The following is a 21,578-nucleotide window of genomic DNA, read 5'->3' as shown; positions in this document are numbered from 1 at the left end:
CTCCCATGGCACTGGACGCTTCCCTCATGACGTCGCTCGAGCAGGGAGCCCACGAAATCCTGCTGTGGGTCGGCTTCGGAACCGTCGTCGGACTCACCGCCAAAGCGATCATGCCCGGCCGCGACCCCGGCGGAGCGGTCGGAACCCTCGTCATGGGAATCGTCGGAGCCGTCATCGGCTGCGGCTCCCTCTCGTTCTTCACCAGCAGTATCAAGGTCTCTCCCATCAGCTCCTGGGGCTTCGTCGCCTCAACCGCCGGGGCCTTCCTCCTCCTGGGCTGCTACCGCCTGTTCGCCGGCTCCTTCATCCGCGAAACGGAAGACCGCTGGCTCGAACTCGGAACCCGCACTCGCCGCCGCAGCCCGCAGTCGAACAAGCGAGAAGTCTGGATCGAAGAACGCCGCCGAGCGGGATGAACCTCCCGTTCCGCAAGAAAACGCCCCCCGAACAACAGGGCTGGACGGCGCGTCCCGTCCCGGATCCGACTACAATTCCACCTCGGAATTGTGGCCCGTAGATCTTGGGACTCATGTCGATTCAGTTTGAATGTGCTTCGTGTTCCGCTGCCGTCCAGGTGCCGGACAACGCCGCAGGGAAATCCGGAAAGTGCCCCAAGTGCGGCGCGCGGATCCGCGTACCCGCCGCCTCCACTCTCGCGGCTCCCCCGGCCCCGCCGTCGGAAGCGGCACCCCCCTCCGACCGCCGATCCGCCTCCCGCGCGAACGCGGCCCCGGCCGCTGCCCCCGCGGAGGCCCCTCGTCCAGTCCGCCGCGAGGCAGCCGCAGCCGAACCGGGCGCCCCCGAATCCTTCTTCGCCAAGTTTGGCGGAGGGACGGCAGCCGACGAAGCCTCGGGCTCCGGCCGCAAGCGGCGCTCCGAGTCCTCGGCCCCCGCTCCCTCTCCATTCTCCGTCGCGGAAGCCGAACCGCCGGTTGCCCAACCGGTCCGCCCCATCGAGCCGGTCGATCCCTTCAACCCTCCCACGGATGGCGCGGACGCCGATATTCAGTTCTTCGACGATGAGCCGGAGGAGTACCAGGGCTCGCCCGCGATGGCGCAGTACCGGAACCGGCAGCCGCTCCCCACCTGGGTCTACGCCCTCCCGGTGCTGGCGATCGTGATCGTCGCCGGAGCGGTCGCGGGCTACATGAAGCTGAACGAGAAGCACTACGTCGGAGAACTCGACGGCGAGCGCGTCGAGCCCAAGAAACCGATCAGCGTCACGGTCTCCTGGCAGGAAGCGGGCGCGACCGAGGACCAGGTGAAATTCGTCCGGCAGGTCCTCGACAAAACGTCGATCCCCCTCGCCTCGAACCTCATGGTGGTCTCGTTCCTCAGCGACGTGCGGGGAATCATCGTCGAGGTTAAGGATGGCTACGACACCGACATCGTCCGCATCGATCCTCACAAGGTGCCGATCGTCTCGGCTTGGCTCAGCCAGAACGCGGAGCGTCTCCAGATCACACGCTCGACAACGATCGGCCGCGCTGCCAACGATTTTGTGAGCCGTGTGTCGACGGCGGTGCAGAACCAGTCGGGGATCCGCGACATGGCCGAGTTCCGCGATCGACTCGGGGTCCCCGCCCTTAACCGGACTCTCGGCCACTGGGTCGAGGCGGTCGTGGACGGGAAGATTTTCCCCTGCATCTACGAAGACCCGCAGGGAGTGCTGTACTTCGCCGTCCCGTCCAACGCACGGATGTTCGAGATCCAGGAGAAGACGGAGAAAACGGGCGGGCGCGTGCTGCCCCCCTCGTTCCGGCTGACGGTGAAGGTTCCCCCACGGACCATCGTTGACTCCCCCGTTACGGAACCGGCGACCGTGCTGGAAGGGGTCATCCCGGCCGGCCAGAACGCGCCGATGGCGCCGGCGGAACCCACCCCCAAGGGGTCTGGGGACCTGTAGTCGCGCCCAACTCTCCACCCGTCCGCTTCCTCTCTGCGTCCCCTCTCCGTTCCTCATGCCTGACTTCGCGGATCTGGTCCGTTCCCGCAAGGAGTGGATCGCCGACGTCCTGATCCCCTGGTGCCGCTCCGCCCCGCTCGCGGACCTGCGGAAGGCGGAGGAGGAATGGCTCGACATCGCCGGGAAAGTTGCCCCGCAGCTTTCGCTCTGGCTGTGGGCCTGGAGCCGCTTTCCGGTTCTCTATGTCGAAGGTCTCCCGGGGCTCGAGGAAACCCATCGCGTGCAGGTCACGTTGGCCGACCAGACCACCCTCACCGGCTTCCCCGACGCCCGGAAGAGCCAGCGCGGTCAACTCGTCCTCCTGCTCGACGGCTCTCCGCTCCGGGAAAGCTCGCCCCTGCCGATCGACCGGATCCAGACGATCGAACGTCTCCTGGATTCGTGAGAAGACGCAAATCGGCTTCGATTGTTGCCGCCTCGATCGTTAATCTTTTCTTCATCTCCCGTCTGGCTCGTCCCTTCAGCCCCTTCCGACTTCCATGAGACTCCTCTCCGTACTGGCGGCTGTCGTTCTTCTCCTCACCGGAGCGGGCATTCAGTCCGGACGTGCGGACGACCTGCCGTGGAAGTACCCGATCGACATCGCTGTGGGTAAGGAGGGGGAGATCTACATCGCCGACCTCAAGCTGCCGGGGATCTGGGTCTACCGCGGCGAGAATCTGGAGATCGTCGTCCAGGGGACATCGAAGTACCGCACTCCCCTCAACGCCATCCGCTGCCTGGCGGTGACCGACGACGGAACGCTCCTCGCCGGCGATTCCGCCACCCGCGAGGTCTACAAGGTCAGTCCCAAGGGAGAGCTGACGTCGCTCACGAACGGCTACGTCGGCATCCCCATTACGATGGCCCCGCACGGGACCGACCTCTTCGTTTCGGACCTCGAGCTCCAGCGGGTGTGGAAGGTGCCCCTCGCCGGCCTTCCGAAGAACCAGCCGCCGGAGGAGTTCACCGTCATCGGCGGCGCCCGCGGGCTCTTCTTCGATAAGGACGAACTGTGGGTCCTCTCCTCTCCCGCTCCGCAGCTGCAGCGGTTCTCGATGGACAAGAAGCCCACCGTCGTGGTGAAGGACCTCGTCTTCGAGTTCCCGCACCAGATCGCCCGTAAGGACGGCGTCTCGTATGTCAGCGACGGCTACAAGAAGTGCGTCTGGAAGGTGACGGACGACGGCAAGGCGGAGCAGTGGGTCAGCGGCGCCCCGTTCGTCAACCCGCTCGGAATCCGTTTCCAGGGGGACGACCTGCTGCTCATCGATCCCCGCGCGAAGGCTCTGTTCCGGATCAAGTCGGACGGCACGCGGGAGACGGTGCTGCCGAAGCCGTAACCGGTTCCTCAGTTCACTTCGAACGTGAACTCGATCTCGACGCTCGCATCGAGGGGCAGGGCGTTGACGCCGACCGCCGCACGGGCGTGTTTGCCGATGTCACCGAAGATCTGGACCAGGAGTTCGCTGGCGCCGTTGGCGACGATCGGCTGATCGGAGAATCCGTCTGCGCTCTGCACGAAGACACCGACCCGGACCACGCGCGTGACGTGGTCGAGGCTTCCGAGGAGCCGGTTGACGTGAGCCAGGGCGTTGAGGACGCACTGCCGGGCGGCGGACTGCGCGACGTCGACGGGGGTCTTGGTCGGGACCGGGCCCTGGGCCATCAGCGTTTTCCCGGCGAACGGGAGCTGTCCGCTGACCTGCACGAGATTCCCGGTTCGGACGGCTGGCAGATAGGCCGCGACGGGAGCGGGGGGCTCGGGGAGGATGAGGTCGAGTTCTTTGAGGCGGGCTTCGACGGACATGCGGATCGCTCCCAGTGGCGGTGACCGGTTGGAGGTGTGTTATCGCAGACGGGGTGGTGTCCGACAAACGGTGGTCGCTGTTCAAACGCAACGCCGCCCCCGACTGGGTCCAGGGGCACCCTGGTGGGGGATGCAAGGGGGCAACGCCCTCTTGCCCGCCGGAGGCCTGGCCGTCGAGAGACGTCTGAAGGAGTGAGTGTCCAAGCGCGGACAACGTGCCGTATGCCCCCTCACCAACCCGCGGGGATTGCAAAGCTCGCGGTGTGATGTGAGGGAGTCCTCATAGCTGGTACCACAAAGGGGACATCCGTTGCGTACCACGGTTCCTCACCGGAATGCCTCCGGCGGCAAGGGGTTGCCCCCTTGACCCCAGTGGCCGTCGCACAATGGGTTTGAGCTGGCATCGCTGTGCCGGCAAGTACACCGTTTGAGCCAGCAGGATTGGCCACAGATGAGTTGCGGACCGCCGGGGCATGTTTCACCATGCGCCGTCCGCCTTCCATCCGATCCCCCGCAGCGGAGAACTACGTGCCCCGACTCCTGATCGCCCTCCTCCTCGTGATGGCATCGACGGCCGCCTCCCGCTCAGTCTCCGCCCAGGAGACTCCGGACGCCGAAGCAAAACACCTCGCCAACATCCGGCAGGTCACCTTCGGCTTCCCCCGCGCCGGCGAGGGCTACTTCTCGCCCGACGGCAAACTCGTCGTCTTCCAGGCCTACCCCCTCGGCTACCCCTTCTACCAGATCTACGTCCAACCGCTCGACGAGCGGACCCCCCGCCTCATCAGCACCGGCCGCGGCCGCACGACCTGCGCCTTCTTCACACCGGACGCCAAGCAGATCCTCTTCGCCTCCTCCCACACCGATCCCAAGATCGCCGAAACCGAGAAGGCCGCCCGCGAACTCGCCGCCCAGGGGGGCCGGCGGCGGTACGAATGGGACTTCGACCCCGAGATGGAGCTGTACGTCGTCAACTTCGACGGCACGGGAATGAAGCGGCTCACCGAGTCCCCCGGCTACGACGCCGAAGGGAGCTACTCGCCCGACGGAACGCACATCGTCTTCACCTCCATGCGGGACGGCGATCCCGACATCTACGTCATGAAGGCGGACGGGACCGACGTCCGGCAGATCACGGACGTCCCCGGCTACGACGGCGGCCCGTTCTTCTCCCCCAACGGGAAGTGGATCATCTTCCGCAGCGACCGCGACAAGAAGGACATGCTCCAGCTCTACGCGATCTCGGTCGACGGCAAGGAGACGGTCCAGCTCACCAAGGACGTGAACCAGGTCAACTGGTGCCCCTACTTCCATCCGAGCGGCAAGTACCTCATCTGGTCGGGAGCGGACTACAGCCGCGGACCGATGGGAGCCAACTTCGACCTGTTCACGATGGACATCGACATGACCGACACCACCCTCAAGGGAGGCGCGGTCGAGCGGATCACGACGCACGCCAAGGCGGACGTCCTCCCGGTCTTCAGCCCCGACGGCACGAAGCTCATGTGGACGAGCAGCCGGACCGAAGACGGAACGAGCCAGCTCTGGATCGCCGACTGGCTCCGCAAGTAACCACCACGCTCCGTCCTTCCCGCCGCGCTCTTCCGCTGAAGTCGATTCGCATGTCTCACCCGGACTCCAATGCCGCTCACGCCTGTTCCCCCTATCCCGGGATGGTCCCGACCGCCGTCCAAACCCGGACCCGCGTCGTCGAACAGGTCCAGCTGGCCCACGACACCTACCGGATCCGGGTCGAGTGCCCGGCCCTCGCGAAGCAGGTCGTCCCCGGACAGTTCTTCATGATCCGCACGGCGAACTCGGAGCCGATCCTGGGGCGGCCGTTCGCACTCTACGACACGTTCCTGGGACCGGACGGAACGCCGCAGGGGATCGACTTCGCCTACCACGTGATCGGCAAGGCGACCAAGCTCATGGTCCACTGGACACCGGGCGACGCCGTCGAGATCTGGGGACCTCTCGGCAACGGGTTCCCCGTGTTCGAAGGACGGCGACTCCTCTGCGTCGGCGGCGGGATCGGGTACACGCCGTTCCTGGCCGTCGCCCGCGAAGCGGCCGGGCAGCGGGCGTACGGTACGCGGGCCGCGAGCGAAAGCGGCCGGAAGGTGACGCTGCTCTATGGATCGCGAAGCCGATCGCACCGGGCGGACCTGTCGGACTTCGACGGGATCCCGAACTTCTCCGTGAAGCTCTCGACGGACGACGGAAGCGAGGGACATCACGGCTTCGTGACCGACCTCGTCCAGCAGGAGTTTGCGAGCGCTGACCGACCGGACGCGGTCTACTGCTGCGGTCCGGAGGTCATGATGCGGGCGGTGGCGCGGCTCTGCGAGGCGGCCGGCGTGCCGTGCTGGCTGTCGCTCGAGACGCCGATGGCCTGCGGCTTCGGTGCGTGCTTCTCGTGCGTGACGCGGGTCAAAGTCGACGAAGAGCCGGGCTGGGACTATCGGCGGACGTGCATCGAAGGACCGATCTTCCCGGCGTCGTCGCTGGTGCTGGGGTAGTGGCCGTGAAGAATCCGCCACAGACGAACGCAGATGGACACAGATCCGAGGAGCGGAGTCCAGCCCACTGGATCCCGTGATTACCGGGTCGGCTTCGCGACGGGCAAGGCTTCGAGCAGCATCCGCACCGTCCGGTCGGTTGCTCCCTGCTGGGCCAGGACGAGATTGCGGGCCGCCTCGCCGCGGTGCCTGGCGAGCGCGGTGTCGGTGAGAAGCCGCTGGACCGTCGCCGTCAGCTCGTCCCCCGAGTGGACGACCTCGGCCGCGGAATTCGAGAGCAGCAGCTCCACCACCTGCCGGAAGTTCTGCGTGTTGGGACCGAACAGGACCGCTGCTCCGTAGGCCGACGGCTCCATCATGTTCTGCCCGCCGCGGTTCGTCAGACTCCCGCCGACGAACGCAATGTCCGCCAGCCCCCAGCAGGCCCCGAGTTCTCCGAGCGTATCCAGCAGGAGGACCGGCGAACGATCGCTCCCCCCCTCGACGGTTCCCGCCGACCGCCGCAGAAGCGAGAAGCCGCGCGAGAGGACCAGCCGCGCGACTTCGTCGAACCGCTCCTTGTGCCGCGGGACGAGAATCAGCCGCAGGTCCGGAAACTCCGTCCGCAGCGCGGCGAACGTATTGAGCGCGAGTTCCTCTTCAGGAGCCTGGGTGCTGCCGGCAATGAGGACTCGGTCGTTCTCGCGAAGCCCGAAGGCGGCGCGGAGTGCGGCCGTCTTCGGATTTGCCCGGTCCGACTCCAGCCCGTCGAACTTCACCGACCCGGTGACCTCGGTCCGCTCCGGCGGAGCGCCAAGCTCGACCAGCCGGGCGCGATACTCTTCGCTCTGCATCCCCAGCCGGGAGAAGCGGCGGAGGATGGAGGCGATCAGAGGCCGGATCCGCCGGTATCCGCGGAAGCTCCGTTCGCTCATCCGCCCGTTGATGAGGACGAGAGGAATCCCGGCCCGGTCCACGCTGCGGATGAAGTTGGGCCAGAGTTCGAGCTCGACGAGCACGACGAGCGACGGACGGACCCGGGTGATGGCATTGCTGACCGCCCAGGTGAAGTCGAGCGGGAAGTAGACGACGCGGCACTCCGGATACTTGTCGCGGGCCACGTCGTGGCCGGTCTGCGTCGTGACGGAGAGCCAGACCTCGATCTCCGGCCGCTCGGCGCCGAGGCGTTTCAGGACCGGGCCCAGAAGCAGAACCTCGCCGACGCTGACGGCATGGAACCAGACGCAGGGGACGGCCGGGCCGGACCCGGAGGCATTCTCACGGACCGGCAGCCGCCCCAGGAACTTCTCGCTCCAGCCTTTGCGGTACTTCCCCGTCCGCCACGACTGCCAGACGAGCACGGGCGAGAGGACCGCCAGGAGGCCCAGGTACACGGCGTTCAGGATCCATCCGAACATACAGCGAGGGGCGGCGGCGACCGGCGAAGATTGAAGGAACACGTTAAGAACGAAGCGGCGGAGTATGGCAGACCGCCCCGGGAGCGCGTACCTCAGTTGGGGAGAGCCGCTCCGGCCCCGCCGGTTCCGGGACGGGGGACGCGCCGAGCGACGACCGCCCGCGTCCGGCCCTGGAGCCGGGCGTAGATCAGGACCGCCGCTTCGCGGCCGGGGAGCGGCAGCTTGCGGCGGACCGCCTCGACGGCGACCGGCACGTGGCGGCACTTGATCTCCACCTGCCCGATCGCCGAGCCGCGGAAATAAGACCGCAGCTCGGTGTCGTTGTTCGAGAGCTCCGCCAGAACCTCAAACGCCTGGACAAAGGGGGAATCGGAGAGCGTGTCGGACGTGAGGTACTCTTCCTCGGGGTCGAGCCGCGAGAAACCGAACTGCTCGCAGGCGACGTCGACGAGCCCCCCCCGGACGACCGCCGGATCGGGGTCGAGGAGATAGCGGCCGAGGGGTGCGAGCGGCCCCCGCGCGGACCACGGGTCGCCGGCCAGGGTCGCCCCTTCGGGGAGGACCGTCGCCCGGAAGAGAGACTCACTCCGCAGGGCTCCGAACCAGATCGTCGCCTCCTTGCACTCCCCGTGGAGGCTCGTGAGCTCGACCTCGCATTCGGGGAACTTCCCGCCGAAGTTCGCCGCCGGTGAGAGCTTGATCGCTCCGCCGCGGGCGGTCTCGATCAGCGACTTGAGATAGTCGAGCCCGGGCTCCGCCTCCTCGACGCGGATCGTCCGCTGTCCCGCTCCGCGGCCGCCGCCCGGCCGGCGGTCGGGATCGATGTGGACGAGGCGGCCGCTCGTCTCGACCGCCGTGACGTCCGCCGTCCGGATCTCGATCCGGTCCGCGCATCCGTAGACCCGGGCGTTCTCCCGCGTTATCCAGCCGGCGAGCGGGCTGCGGTCGACCGTGAGGACCGTCCCCGCTTCGGCGAGGGCGATGGCATCCGCGCCGATCCCCGAGCAGAGGTCGAGAATGGGTCGCTCGGCCGCAGCGAACCGCGCCGCCTTGTGCCGGGCCACCGCCTCGGGTGTCGACTGCTCAAGACCAGTGCGGTCGAACCACATCTGGCCGGCGTAGGAAAACTTGGCCTCGCCGCGTTTCCGCAGGTCGCGGAGCGTCAGGGCGAGCCGGACGACCGCGTCGTCGAACCGCTTGCGAAGCCGCTGCTGCACGGCGAATTCGGGACCTTCCTCTTCTTGGAGCGCGGTGAAGAGCTCGGGAGTCTCGAGAAGACGCTGATAAACGGAAATCGGGTCGTCAGACACGGCGGGGGAGCGAGGGGAACGGCGGCGGCAAAGTGATCGCGGCAATCCGCTCTTAGCACTCGCCAAGCCCCCCGTCAACAAGTCGCTCCCACCTCTGGCCTCATATCCGTGTGCATCTGTGTTTATCTGTGGCTGAAAACCTCTTTCAGAAGCCACAGACTTACGCAGACCCGCCGTCACCGGCCACCACACTTCGTTGCCGGAAAGAGACGCCCGGTCTACTGCGGCTGTTGTTGTTGCGGCTTCTGCACCTTCGAGATCTCCTCGAAGTACTTCTGGATCAGCCGCGCGTAATCGCCGTCCGGCTTCCGCTTCGCCGCCTGCAGGATCTCGGTCTTCAGCGTTCCCGGAAGCTCGCCCCAGTTGCGGGCGTTGAGCCCCTTGAGATGCGATTCGAGGTTCGCGAGTCCCTGGAGATCCTGTCCGCCGCTGTCGTTGGCCATGTTCGACGCGGACTGCTCGGTGGAATTCCCCTGCCCGGACTGCCCGGCGGCCTGCATCTGGGAGGTCGTCTGCCGCAGCGCCTTGGCGAAAGCCCGCAGCGACTGCTCGGCTTCCTTCCCCGGCGAGGCGGGCTGGCTGTTGGGATCGGGCTGGCCCTGCTCGCCGCCCGGTTGCTCGCCCGGGGCTTCCGAGGAAGGTTTTCCCTGGCCGGGTTTCTGCCCCATCGGAGACCCGGGGGATTCGCCGGACTGCCCCGGCTGGCCGGACATCGGCTCTCCGGAGGAGGCAGGCTGGCCGAGCTGATTGAGCTGTTGCCCCGCCTGCGAGAGGTTCTGCGACGCCTGGGCGACCTGCGCGCCGACCTCGCCGAGACCGTTTCCTTCTCCCTGCTGCCCCTGCCCCTGGCCGGACTGTCCCTCTCCAGACTGGCCCTGCTGTCCCTGTTGTCCTTTCTGTCCCTGCTGTCCCTGCTGGGAGGCCTGCTGCGCCGCCTGCCGAAGACTCTCGCTCGCCTTCTGGCCCTGCTGGCTGGCCTGCGCGGCGTTGTTCTGCGCGAGCTGCTGCTTCGCCTGCTGCATCTGCTGGTTCGCCTCCTGGGCGGCGTTTTGGGACGACTCCGCCCGGTCGCTCTCCGGCTGGGCTCCGACGGGGTCGTCCCCGAGCGACTGAGCCACGTCCTGGAGCTGCCGCGCGAGCTGCTGCGTCTGCCGCGAGAGGTTCTGCTGCGCCTGCTGCATCGCCTGCTGACGCGACGCGGCATCGGCCGCGAGAGCATTGAGGTCGCGAGCGACCTGCTGCTGGCGCTCGGCGAGCTTCTGGGCCTGTTCCGCCAGTTCCGGCGCGGCGCCCCCTTCGGCCGAGGGGAGCTTCGGCAGCCGCTCGGCGATCGTCTCGGCGGTCCGGCCCGCTTTCGCCCCTTCCTGCGCGGCGGACTTGAGCTGTCCGAGCGTCGCCTTGTCGGCCGCCTGGGCGGCCTGATCCGCCATCTCCCGGGCCTGTTTGGCCGCGGAACTCTGGGCGCCTGCGTGGACCGCGGTGTCGAGCGCGAGCTCCGCCGCTTCCTTGGCGAGCGCCTGCTGCGCCGCGACCGGATCTTCGGGAGTGCCGGCTCCCGGAGGCAGGTCCCGGTCCGCCGGCATCGGAGGAGCGGCGCCCGGCATTGGCTGGGGCTGTGCCTGAGGATCATTCCCGGCGACCGCCGGATTCATCGGGGCGGCTGGCTGCGGCGGCTGGGGTGCCCCGGGCTGGGGCTGGTTCCCCTGCTGGGCCAGGGCCTGCGCGTCCCCTGGAGCCGGTTTGGGCTGGCCCGGCTGCTGCGGCTGCTGTCCCATTTGCCCCTGCCGGAGTCGCTCGGCCAGCGCCCGCTGCCGGTCCGCGAGTTCCTGGGCCGCTTTGGCCAGCTGCTGCGACCGCGGCGGTGGAGTCTTTTCGCCGGGCTCGTTCCCTTCTGCGGGGTCCATTGGCTGACCCTGGTTCTGCTGACCCTGGTCGGGTTGGCCTTGGTTGGGCTGGCCTTCATTGGGCTGACGCTGGTTCGGTTGCCCTTGGTTCGGCTGCCCCTCATTGGGCTGACCCTGGTTCGGTTGCCCCTGGTTCGGTTGCCCCTGATTCGGTTGCCCTTGGTTGGGCCGTCCCTCATTGGGCTGTCCCTGGTTCGGCTTGCCGGCTTGCGCCAGTTCCCCATTCTGCGGCCCGTCCGCCTGAGCAAGCGCTTCCGCCTGGGCGGCGGCCTGATCGGCCAGATCCTGCAGGGCTTCGCTCGCTTCGGCCTGGGCGGTCTGAGCCGCGTCGGCCCGTCCCTCCTGGAGGGCCTGCCGCGCCTGCTGGCTCGCGGCTTCCGCCTTCGCCCGGGCCTGCGGGGCCGCGGTGTTCGGCAGTTTTTCGATCTCCTTGTTCAGCTTCTCCTGCGCCCCTCGCGTCTGGGCCAACTGTCCCCTGGCATCCTTCGGTGAACCTCCAGCAGCCGCCCGGGCCTGTTCCCGTAGTGCGTCCTGCTGCTGCGCGAGCTGACCCGCCTTCTCGGCGAGCGCGCCGAGTTCCGCGGCCCGCGACGGTTCGGCCTCGCCTCCCCGCGGTTCCGGAGCCCCCTCGCCCGCGACGGCCGGCTGGGCCTCGGGCGCGCCGAGCCGGTCCGCGAGAGCCTGCAGCGCCTCGGCCGCGTTCTTCTGAGCCTGGGCGTTCTGCTGCATCGCCTCGGCCGTTTCCGGAGAGGTTTCGCCCGACGGCCCCCCCGGCTGTTTCGCGGCGTTCTCAGCGAGCGACTTCTGAGCCGCCTGGGCTTCCTTGAGCGCCTTCGAAGCATCCATCTTCTCCTGCTGCCCCGCGGCACCGGCGGGGAGCTGATCCAGTTGTTGCTGCTGGTTGCGGAGGGCGTCCGCCGCCTGGGTCATCTGTTCTGAACTCGGCGCGGCGGACTTCTCCGCCGATTCCCCGGCCTGCTCCGCGCGAGCCTGCTGAGCCTGGGCCAGCTCCTGCGCCTGCTCTGCCGGTGAGCCCGCGTTCGGCTCGAGCGCCTTTGCCAGATCCTTGAGCGCCTCCGCGGCTCGTTCAGCCGCCTGCTGGACCTGGGCCTGCTTCTCCGCGTCGTTACCGGCCCCACGAAGCTGCTCGCCTGCCTTTCGGACCGCCGCCTCCGCCGCCTCCCGCTGGGGGCGGGCCGCAGGCGCCTTCATCTTGGACAGCGCCTCGGTCAGCTCCGATTCCTGCTTGCCAAGGTCCCGGGCCTGATCCGCGTTCGGCGCTCCCTTGAGCTCCTCGGCGCGGTCGGCGATCCCCTTCTGCTTCTCCGCGAGAGCCTGGGCCTCCCGCTGGTCGGTTGGCTTGCCGTCGAGGGCCTTCTGCAAGTCGTTCGCCGCCTGGGCCGCTTCCTGCTGCGAGCCCTTGGCATCGGCAAGGTTCTGGTTCTCGAGGTCGGCCCGCGCTTGCGCGGCCGCCTCCTCGGCTTTCTTCTGCTGCTCGGCCGCCGCCGCGGGGAGGTCGAGATCGGCCATCCGGCGGTTGAGGTTTTCCTGCCGCTTCTCCTGCTGCTTGATCGCCTCGGCCAGCTCGAACGGCGGCTTTCCGTTCTCTGCTTCCTCGGCGGTCTTCTCGACATCCCGCGCCAGATTGGCCTGCTCGTGCGCAATCTGTTTGGCGTCATTCAGCGTCTGCTGAGCCCGCTTCTGCGGATCGCCGATCCGGTTCGCGAGGTTTTCGAGCGACTGCTGCGCCCGTTTGGCCGTTTCGGCGGCCTTCTTCGACTCGTCGGCCGCCATCTCCCGGAGGGTCTCGCTCGCCTGCTTGACGGCGTTCTTCTGTTCGTCGCGCGCCCCCTTGGGCACTTCCAGCTGGGCGGCCGCCGCCTGGATGGCTGCCTGCTCGGCCGCCAAGTCCTTCTGCTGCTCTTTCTGCTCGTCCGAGGGGGTCGGTTTCCCCTGGTCGATCGGGACGGCGTTCGCCAGCTCCTGCATCTTCTTCTGCAGGCCCTCCTGCCGCTTGGCGAGCTCCTGGGCCGCCTTCTGCGGGTCGGTCGGGAGCGTGTCGTTCTTCCGGAACGCCTCCGCCAGCCGCTCCAGTTCCTTGGCCCCCTTCTCCTGTTCCTCCGCCGCCTTGGCGGCGTCGCCCGACTTGAGGGCCTCCATCGCCTTCTTGACGGCGTCGAGGTCGAGCGGATTGACGAGCTGGCGGGCCTCGTTGAGCTCGGTCGCCGCGGCGAGTTTCCGCGCGTCCTTCTCGATCGCCTCCTGTTCCTTCCGTTCCGCTTCGAGCTGGCCGGCGTTCTGCTTCGCCTCGGCCTTCATCGATTCCGTCAACTGGTCCTGCCGGTTCGCCAGCTCTTCCGCCTTCTTCCCCAGCTCGGCCAGCTTCTGCAGGAAATTCTCCTTCGCGGCGGCGATCAGCTCCGGCCGCTTCTCCATCAATTCCTTGAGAGCCCGTTCGATGTCGGAGTGGTCCTGCTTGAGGTCCTTCACCTTCTCGGCGAGTTCCTGCTGCTGCTTCTGGGCCTGCTCCGGCGATTCCGGCTTCCGCTGATCCAGATCGCGGCGCTTCTCTTCGACCGTCGCCACGTCGTCCGCCAGCCGCTCGGCCTGGTTCGCCAGCCGGTCGAGTTCGAGGAGGTCCTTTTCGAGAGCGGCGATCTCGTCGAACTTCTTCTCGATATCGGCCAGTTTGGAATCGGCTTCCTTGAGCTCGTTCCCCGCCGTCTTGAGGTTGTCGGTCTTCTGAGCCGCATCCGCCGCCTGGGCGGCCTGTGACTTCTCCGCGGCGGCCCGGACATCGTTCTCGGCCACCTGCTGGAGCGGGCGGGAGAGGTTGGCGAACAGCGGATGCTCGGAGAACGCCGCCGCCAGCTGTTCCGCCTTCTCGACGGTCTGCTTCAACTGATCGACGGAGTCCGCCAGATCCGCCTCCTTGGAGAACGGCTGCTGCGTGCGGCGGGCATCGTCCGCGGCGGTCTCCAGCTGCTGCGCCGTCGCCTGCTCGGCCTGGACGTCCTTCCGGATCGCCTGCAGCGCTTCCTTCCATTCCTGGCGGATCGCGGCAATCTGTTCGGCGGTGTAGGAAGCAGCGTCCTTCTTGATCGAGATGACCCGCATCTCGGTCCACGCCTCCTGCGGGCCGGGAACCGGACGCTCGTCCGCCACTCGGGCCTTGACGGTCACGATCGCACCGTCGTTCAGCTTCAGGGGCTTGAGGTCGAACCGGAACGTGTGCGCCAGGTCCTTCGTTCCCAGCAGCGCGGGATCCGCCGGCAGGACCCCTTCCATCCCGCCGCGAACGGCGTAGTGGAGTTCCAGGGCGTGGATCGAGACGTCGTCGGCGGCCAGGACGGGGACTGGAACGACATCATCCGGACGGGCCTGCGGACTCGTGACGGTGTCGGCAAAGGCGATCGTCGGCGGGACGTCGGGCGTCACTTCCAGATGCCGGATCGGCTCCCCTTCGTTGTCGAGGCGGTGCTGGTCGAGCACGTTCAGCGCAAACCGACCGCTGTGGATCGCGGCGAATGAGACCGTGGCCCGCTGGCCGTCGGCGTCAAAGACGAGCGGGAGCTCGCCGGTCACCTTCCAACCCGGATACCGCGGGTCTTCCACCGGAGCCGCCCCCGCAGGGGCAGCCGGAGTCTCCCCCACGGGCCCCTGAACCGGCGCCAGCCACAGGAATTTTCCCTCGACAAGCGGTTTGTTGAACGAGAGCGAGAACGTGAGCTGGCTCCGCTCGAAGACGACAATCTCCCCGACCGCTCCGTCGACCTTCTTCGCGGGCAGGCCGGTGTACGCCGGAGGCTGAACGTCGAGCTCGATGGCGGTGATCGCCGGTCCTTCGACGACCTGGACGTGGTACTCACGGGAACGGGCGTTGTCGGCAGCGATCTCGTAACGGAAGCCGTGGAAAACGTGCGGCAGGGTCGTCATGAACGCCTTGCGGTCGGCGTCCCAGGTCATCCGCCGCGCGTCGGACTCGCCGGTCTCGTTCGTCCAGTTCATGCGGACGGCGTCGATCTCGCCCGCCTGTCCGTTGAGCCAGCGGGGCGTGGCGACAAGCAGGACATCACTCCCGCGGCGGACAACGCGGTCCCCGTTCTCGACATCGAACACGAGATTGCTGGGGCGGGCGAAGTTGCCGAACGGTGAGAAGAAGCGAGCCCACAGGAGCGAGTAGTTCGATCCCCAGAACATCCAGGGGATCATCAGGGCCAGGAACGCCACGGTCCCCAGGACCACGCGTTTCATCGCCGGCCAGGTGTCGGCGGAGCCGGTCAGATCGAGGGACGCCGTCTGGGTGACGGTCTGGCGGACGAGCAGCTGCCGCATCAGCGCGGAACCCCGTTCCCGCTCGGGAAGATTCGGGTCGGTCAGTTCGACGGCGGAGGTGAGCCGCTCGCCGAGTTCCGGATGCGTCGTCTCGACGAGCGCCGCGACTTCCGCCATCGACATCCGCCGCAGCCACGGGCGGATCACGCCCCAGATCACCAGTCCGCAGCCGCAGGCCAGAAAGAGCGTCAGGCCGATGGCCCGCGCGGTCGAGGGAAGCTCGACCCACCAATCGAGCAGGAAGGCCACCCCCAGGATCGCAGCCAGCGCGAACACGAGTCCGCCGGCCCCGCCCATGATCGTCAGTCCCCGAACCTTCCGTTCCAGCCGGACCAGGGGATGAGACAGTTCCGGAGGAAGCAGCGCCATCGACATGGACACGCTCGGCTTGAGAAGACAGGAGAGGGGCCAGCACACCGGGAATTCCCGAAGATTGTACCCGGCGTCCTCTCGAAAGCGATATCAAAGGTGTTCGATTGGACCGCCGCTTTCCCCTCCATCTTCAGGTGCTGTTGTCACGTCGATTCTCGCGGGTTTCCCCACTGTCGCATGTGGCGTCCCGTTCACTATCATCCCGCTTCCGGACGGGGCTCCGCCTCGTCCTTCCCGAATTACAAGAACTCAGGTGTCCTCGGAGCGACCGGCCGGAATCGGCCCGGTTTGATCGAGATCGCGGAACGGTCATGAGCATGGAATTCAAGCTGCCGGCGATTGGTGAAGGGGTGGACTCGGCGGACGTCGCCGAAGTTCTGGTGCAGGAAGGCCAGACCATCACGGCCGGTACGAACGTCCTGGAACTGGAGACCGAAAAAGCGGTCGTCGAGGTTCCGTGCCCCCATGCCGGCAAGATCTCGAAGATCCTCGTGAAGGACGGCGACACGATTAAGGTCGGCCAGGCGATTCTCGTCATCGATGGCGCTGCCGCCGGCGGCTCCGCCCCGGAAAGCAAGCCCGCTCCGGCCGCCAAGGCTCCCGAAACAAAGGCTGCGGACAAGCCCGCCGCCAAACCGGCCGAAGCTCCGGCCCCGGCCTCCAAGTCCAACGGTGGCGGCGGCGGTGGAAGCTTTGAATTCACTCTTCCGAGCGTCGGCGAAGGGGTCACGTCGGCCGATGTCGCCGAGATCCTGGTCAAGGAAGGGGACGAGATCGCCGCCGGTCAGGCGGTGATGGAACTCGAAACCGAAAAGGCGGTTGTCGAAGTTCCGAGCCCGCAGGCGGGCAAGATCGGCAAGATCCACGTCAAGAACGGCGACACGATCAAGCCCGGCCAGGTGATCCTGACGATCCTCGGCGCGGGAGCCGCTTCCGCACCGACGGCAAAGCCGGCTGCCCCGAAGGAAGACGCCCCGGCGCCGGCGAAGGAAGCCCCGGCCAAGGAGCCGGCCCGTCAACCGACCACTGTCATGACGACCGCCGAGACGGTCTCCGGCGGAACCGCGAACAACGGCCAGAGCGGCCCGGCGACGCCTCCCGCTCCCGCCGCGCCTTCGACCCGCCGCATGGCCCGCGAGCTCGGCGTCGACCTCCGCCAGCTCGCCGGAACCGGCCCCGGCGGACGGATCACGCACGAGGATGTCCAGGCATACGTCCGCGGCCGGATGCAGACCCTCACCACGCAGAAGCCCGCTGCGGCAGTCCGCAGCGTCGGCGGCGGCCTGACCGCCCCACCGCTCCCGGACTTCTCCCGGTTCGGTCCGGTCAAGCGGGAGGCGATGTCCAAGATCTATCGCACCGCAGCTGAGAACCTGACGGTCGCGTGGAACGTCATCCCGCACGTCACGCAGCACGACCGGGCCGATATCACGGACCTCGAAGCGGCGCGGAAGAAGTTCTCGGACGGCATCGGCAAGAACGGTCCCAAGGTGACGATGACCGCCATCGTCATGAAGGCCCTCGCCCGCTGCCTGCAGGCGTTCCCCAAGTTCAACAGCAGCCTCGATCCCGAGACGTTCGAAATCGTCTTCAAGCAGTACATCAACATCGGCTGCGCGGTCGACACGCCGAACGGGCTGCTCGTCCCGGTCGTCAAGGACTGCGACAAGAAATCGATCCTCCAGATCGCCAGCGACCTGACGGACCTCGCCGGCAAGGCTCGCGAGAAGAAGCTGCCGATCGACTCCATGCAGGGAGCGACCTGCACGGTGACGAACCTCGGCGGCATCGGCGGCGTCGGCTTCACGCCGATCGTGAACTACCCGGAAGTCTGCATCCTGGGGATGTCGCGTGGACAGTCGGAACTGAAGCTCGTCGACGGCAAGGTCGTCGAACGCCTCATGCTGCCGCTGTCCCTCTCATACGACCACCGCGTCATCAACGGCGCGGATGCGGCCCGGTTCCTCGTCACGCTGTGCAACATGCTGGCCGATCCGTTCCAGCTGCTGGCGGCCTGCTGATCGGGCCGGCCGGCTCGGATGTCGGAGAGACGACGGATGAAAGTCACGGTCAATGGAGAACCGCGGGAAGTCGCCGCCGGAACGACGGTCGGCGACCTGCTGCAGGAACTCGGGAAGAATCCCAAGTTCCTCGCGGTCGAGCGGAATCTCGAGCTCGTCCCGCGGACGGAGCACGCTTCGACTCCGCTGCAGGACGGCGATGCGCTGGAGATCGTGACCCTCGTCGGCGGCGGGTAGCGTTTCTTGGCTTGGGGTGTTTGGTTAAACACCAAGGCACGAAGGAGGCACCAAGAGCACAAAGTTGGTCCTGCGTGGCCGCGAATCTTCGTGAACTTTGTGGGCCTTGGTGCCTTTGTGTTTCCCTCATTCTAAGTTCGACGAGCGCTGTGGCCTTGGAAACTTCGGCCTCGCGCTCCAGCCGGAAACAAAGTCATCGCTCACGAAGGGGGCCCGCGCCCGACGCGCGCTACCCAATTTCCCCCGAAGGGGTGGTCAGAGTCTGCCTCCTTTCGTTACCTTTGTTGGATTCCGAATTTTTGAAGGACTGGTTCCGAGGCCGACGCGGAGCGCGGTCGCAGGAGGCATTGAGTGTCACTGGCGCAGTTGTTTGAGTCGAAGTTTCGGGGCGACATCCGGTTCCGCGGCCAGGCATATCTCCAGGCCGAGCGGGTCGCCATCATCCGCGTCTCGGAAGACGATGTCTTCGGCGTGGTTCGGGACGGCGTGGAATACGCCACCCAGCTCAGCCGCCAGAACAACGAGCTGCGGATGTTCTGCAGCTGCGTCGGCGACGGCCAGACCCGCGATCCGGCTTGCAAACACCTGTGGGCCACGCTGCTCGCCGTCGACGCCCAGCACCTTGTGACCGGCGCCCCCAAGCCCGGACACATTCCTCCCTTCTTCGTCGAGGTCCGCCCGTCGCTCTTCGACGATCCGGCCGATGACGAGGACGGCGAAGGGGACGTCTACATTCCGCCGATCGGCCGCGGGTCCGCCCCCGCCGCCACGGCAGTCGCCGCTCCGGCCCGCCCCGCGGCTCCCAAGATGCGTGAATGGGAGCAGCGGCTGGAGTCGCTGCGGTCCTACATGGCGGTCGACCCGACCCGCAAGACGGCCGAGACGACCGACCGCGAGATCTACTACGAAGTCGACCTGGAGGAGAGCCTCAAGTCGAACCAGCTCGTGATTCAGACGTCCCAGCGGCAGCGCCGCGCCAGCGGACAGTGGGGAAAGCTGAAGCCCCTCAAGATCCGTCCGGGCCGGATGGACGAGCTCGAGCTGCAGGAAGACCGCCAGATCCTGGCGTACCTGATGGGGGGCGTGCCCGACCGCTCGGGCTGGTTCGCCCAGCAGGCGGAATTCCAGACCTCGATCTTCCGCTACCGCGTCCCTTACGAGCTGTGCGAGCTCCTGCTCCCGATGATGTGCACGACGGGGCGGGTCCGCTTCCTCGGTGATGAAGAGAAGCACTCCTCATCGCTCGCTTGGGATACGGAGAACCCGTGGACCCTCGCGCTCGTCCTGCGGCATGACGACGCCAACGCCCGCTGGGGGCTCGGCGGCGAGCTCCGCCGCGACGCGGAAGTCCTCAAGTTCGAAGACACCCGCCTGCTGGTCCCCGGCGGATTGGTCGTGACGGAAGACAAGATCGCCCGCGTCGAAGACTTCGGCGCGTTCGACTGGGTCAAGCTGGTCCGGGCCGAGAACGGCTTCTCGGTCGGCAACGGTGAGGAACGGGAGCTGGTCGACCAGCTCCTCGACATGCCGACGCTCCCCGAGCTCGACCTTCCGACGCATCTCAAGCTCGAAGAAGCCAAGGCGACGCCGGTCGCCTACCTGACCCTCAAGTCCCCCCGCACCAAGGGGTGGAAGCACGAGCGGCTCACGGGGGTCGTCGAGTTCGAATACCTCGACGCCTTCGTGTCCGGCTCGAGCGCCCGGTGGGCGATCGTCCAGCGCGAGAAGGGCCGCTGCATCCTGCGGGACCGCAACGCGGAAGCGGGAGGCTGGTCGCAGCTCAAGGAGGCGGGTTTCCGCCGGATGCTCGATCAGCGGAACGCCAAGCACGACGTCGAGATTCCGGTCAGCGACCTGGCGAACGCCGTGCGGCGGTTGATCCCGCAGGGATGGCAGGTCCGGGCCGATGGCAAGCAGATCCGCCAGGCGGCGACGCTCCAGTTCCGCATCCGCTCCGGCATCGACTGGTTCGAGCTGACCGGCGATGCCGCGTTCGAAGGGGCCGGAGTCGGGTTCCCCGAGCTCCTCGCCGCGCTCAAGCGGGGTGACAACACGGTCCGCCTCGACGACGGCTCGCTGGGGATTCTCCCGGAAGAGTGGCTCGTCCAGTACGGAATGCTCGCGGGGCTGGGAGCCGCCCAGGAGGACCACCTGCGGTTCTCGATGACCCAGGTCGGCCTTCTCGATGCGCTGCTCGAAACCGAGGAATTCGTCGAAGTCGACGCCCGGTTCGAAGAGGTCCGGGAGAAGCTCCGCTCCTTCAAGGGAGTCAAGCAGGCGGTCGAACCGGAAGGCTTCAAGGGGAGCCTGCGGCCCTACCAGCAGGAAGGGCTCGGCTGGCTCCAGTTCCTTCAGGACTTCCACTTCGGCGGATGTCTGGCGGACGACATGGGTCTCGGTAAGACGGTCCAGCTCCTCGCGCTCCTGCAGGAGCGGAAGAACCTGGATCCGAACCGGCGTCCGTCGATCGTCGTGGTCCCCAAGTCCCTGATGTTCAACTGGGTCCACGAAATCGAGCGGTTCACGCAGCTGAAGCACGTCGAGTACACGGGACTCGAGCGGGCCCATCTGCGGGATGACCTGACGAAGTTCGACATCATCCTCACGACGTACGGAACGCTCCGTCGCGACATCCTGCCCCTCAAGGACCTCCAGTTCGACTACGCGGTCCTCGACGAAGCCCAGACGATCAAGAATTCCACCTCGCAGGTGGCCAAGGCGTGCCGGCTGCTGAGAGCGGAGCACCGCATCGCTCTGAGCGGTACGCCGATCGAAAACCACCTTGGCGATCTGTGGTCGATCTTCGAATTCCTGAACCCCGGGATGCTGGGTCGCAGTTCCGCCTTCAAGGTGAATTCGGCCGACGCCCAGGACGCGGAGTCGCGGCGGATCCTCGCTCGCGGCTTGCGGCCGTTCGTTCTTCGCCGGACGAAGCGGGAAGTCGCCGCGGACCTGCCGGAGAAGTTCGAGGAAACGATTTACTGCCAGATGGGGAAGCGGCAGCGGGCGCTCTACAACGAGCTCCGTCAGCACTACCGCGAGTCGCTGCTGGGGATGGTCCGCGAGCAGGGAATGAACAAGTCGCGGATGCACGTCCTCGAGGCGCTGCTCCGGTTGCGTCAGGCGGCCTGCCATCCGGCGCTGCTCGACCGCGAGACGACGGAAGAGCCGTTCGCCAAGCTGGACGTGCTGATCCCGCATCTCGAGGAGCTGATCGAGGAGGGGCACAAGTCGCTCGTCTTCTCGCAGTTCACGAGCATGCTGTCGATCGTTCGGGAGCACCTCGACAAGAAGGGGGTCAAGTACGTCTACCTCGACGGCAAGACCCGCGCCCGCAAGCAGATGGTCGACGAGTTCCAGGACAACGAGGACGTCAAGGTGTTCCTCATCAGCCTCAAGGCCGGGGGCTTGGGTCTGAACCTGACGGCGGCCGAGTACGTGTTTCTGCTCGATCCGTGGTGGAATCCTGCTGTTGAAGCTCAGGCGATCGACCGGGCGCACCGTGTTGGTCAGACGCGTCAGGTCTTTGCGTATCGACTGATCTGTAGTGATACGGTCGAGGAGAAGATTCTGGAGCTGCAGGGGCAGAAGCGCGAGCTGGCGGACGCGATTCTCGAGGCGGATGGCTCGCTGATGCAGGATCTGACGGCCGACGACCTGGAGAAACTGTTGTCATAGCCCCAGCCCATATCGGGTCCAGGGGCACCCTGGTGGGGGTGCAAGGG

At 67.0% G+C, this 21,578-nt stretch carries 13 protein-coding genes; 9 read left to right on the top strand and 4 right to left on the bottom strand.

What is annotated here, in order from left to right; all coding sequences use genetic code 11:
* Positions 1-5: 5 nt before the first annotated feature.
* The 4 genes from VT03_RS03285 (at position 6) to VT03_RS03270 (ending at position 3,288) form a co-directional block, all read left to right on the top strand.
* Entirely contained in the window at positions 6-416 is a 411-nt protein-coding gene (locus VT03_RS03285) for a GlsB/YeaQ/YmgE family stress response membrane protein (RefSeq protein WP_075091668.1), read from the top strand.
* 113 nt (positions 417-529) lie between these two features.
* Positions 530-1,906, top strand: coding sequence for a hypothetical protein (locus tag VT03_RS03280; RefSeq protein ID WP_075091667.1), 1,377 nt, complete (start codon positions 530-532; stop codon positions 1,904-1,906).
* A 55-nt stretch (positions 1,907-1,961) separates the two neighbouring features.
* Positions 1,962-2,351, top strand: a complete 390-nt coding sequence (locus tag VT03_RS03275) for a hypothetical protein (RefSeq protein WP_075091666.1) — start codon at positions 1,962-1,964, stop codon at positions 2,349-2,351.
* A 94-nt stretch (positions 2,352-2,445) separates the two neighbouring features.
* Entirely contained in the window at positions 2,446-3,288 is an 843-nt protein-coding gene (locus VT03_RS03270; protein WP_075091665.1) for a hypothetical protein, read from the top strand.
* Between the two features lie 8 nt (positions 3,289-3,296).
* On the opposite strand, the gene VT03_RS03265 is transcribed toward VT03_RS03270, so the two are convergent.
* Positions 3,297-3,755, bottom strand: a complete 459-nt coding sequence (locus tag VT03_RS03265) for a RidA family protein (RefSeq protein WP_075091664.1) — start codon at positions 3,753-3,755, stop codon at positions 3,297-3,299.
* Between the two features lie 528 nt (positions 3,756-4,283).
* Here VT03_RS03265 and VT03_RS03260 point away from each other — a divergent pair.
* Together VT03_RS03260 and VT03_RS03255 are read left to right on the top strand one after the other, a co-directional pair.
* Entirely contained in the window at positions 4,284-5,327 is a 1,044-nt protein-coding gene (locus VT03_RS03260) for a TolB family protein (RefSeq protein WP_231870587.1), read from the top strand.
* A gap of 50 nt (positions 5,328-5,377) precedes the next feature.
* Positions 5,378-6,277 (top strand): dihydroorotate dehydrogenase electron transfer subunit, encoded by a 900-nt coding sequence (locus VT03_RS03255; RefSeq protein WP_082845904.1) that lies wholly within the window; start codon positions 5,378-5,380, stop codon positions 6,275-6,277.
* Positions 6,278-6,357: 80 nt separating this feature from the next.
* Here VT03_RS03255 and VT03_RS03250 read toward each other — a convergent pair whose 3' ends face one another.
* From VT03_RS03250 to VT03_RS03240, 3 genes are all read right to left on the bottom strand, one after another.
* Positions 6,358-7,674: a 3-deoxy-D-manno-octulosonic acid transferase gene (locus tag VT03_RS03250; protein WP_075091663.1), complete on the bottom strand. Its 1,317-nt coding sequence runs from the start codon at positions 7,672-7,674 to the stop codon at positions 6,358-6,360.
* Between the two features lie 92 nt (positions 7,675-7,766).
* On the bottom strand, positions 7,767-8,984 hold the full coding sequence (locus tag VT03_RS03245; protein WP_075091662.1) for a THUMP-like domain-containing protein: 1,218 nt from the start codon (positions 8,982-8,984) through the stop codon (positions 7,767-7,769).
* A gap of 218 nt (positions 8,985-9,202) precedes the next feature.
* Positions 9,203-15,598: a hypothetical protein gene (locus VT03_RS03240; protein ID WP_075091661.1), complete on the bottom strand. Its 6,396-nt coding sequence runs from the start codon at positions 15,596-15,598 to the stop codon at positions 9,203-9,205.
* 308 nt (positions 15,599-15,906) lie between these two features.
* Between VT03_RS03240 and aceF the strand changes: the two genes are divergently transcribed.
* From aceF to VT03_RS03225, 3 genes are all read left to right on the top strand, one after another.
* Complete coding sequence (gene aceF / locus VT03_RS03235) at positions 15,907-17,616, top strand: dihydrolipoyllysine-residue acetyltransferase (protein WP_075091660.1); 1,710 nt, start codon at positions 15,907-15,909, stop codon at positions 17,614-17,616.
* Between the two features lie 36 nt (positions 17,617-17,652).
* Complete coding sequence (gene thiS / locus VT03_RS03230; RefSeq protein WP_075091659.1) at positions 17,653-17,853, top strand: sulfur carrier protein ThiS; 201 nt, start codon at positions 17,653-17,655, stop codon at positions 17,851-17,853.
* Positions 17,854-18,204: 351 nt separating this feature from the next.
* Positions 18,205-21,531: an SNF2-related protein gene (locus VT03_RS03225; RefSeq protein ID WP_075091658.1), complete on the top strand. Its 3,327-nt coding sequence runs from the start codon at positions 18,205-18,207 to the stop codon at positions 21,529-21,531.
* The last annotated feature ends 47 nt before the right edge of the window (positions 21,532-21,578 follow it).

The organism is Planctomyces sp. SH-PL14, from assembly GCF_001610835.1.
Classification (GTDB): Bacteria; Planctomycetota; Planctomycetia; order Planctomycetales; family Planctomycetaceae; genus Planctomyces_A.
This window is presented reverse-complemented; position numbering and strand designations above follow the sequence as displayed.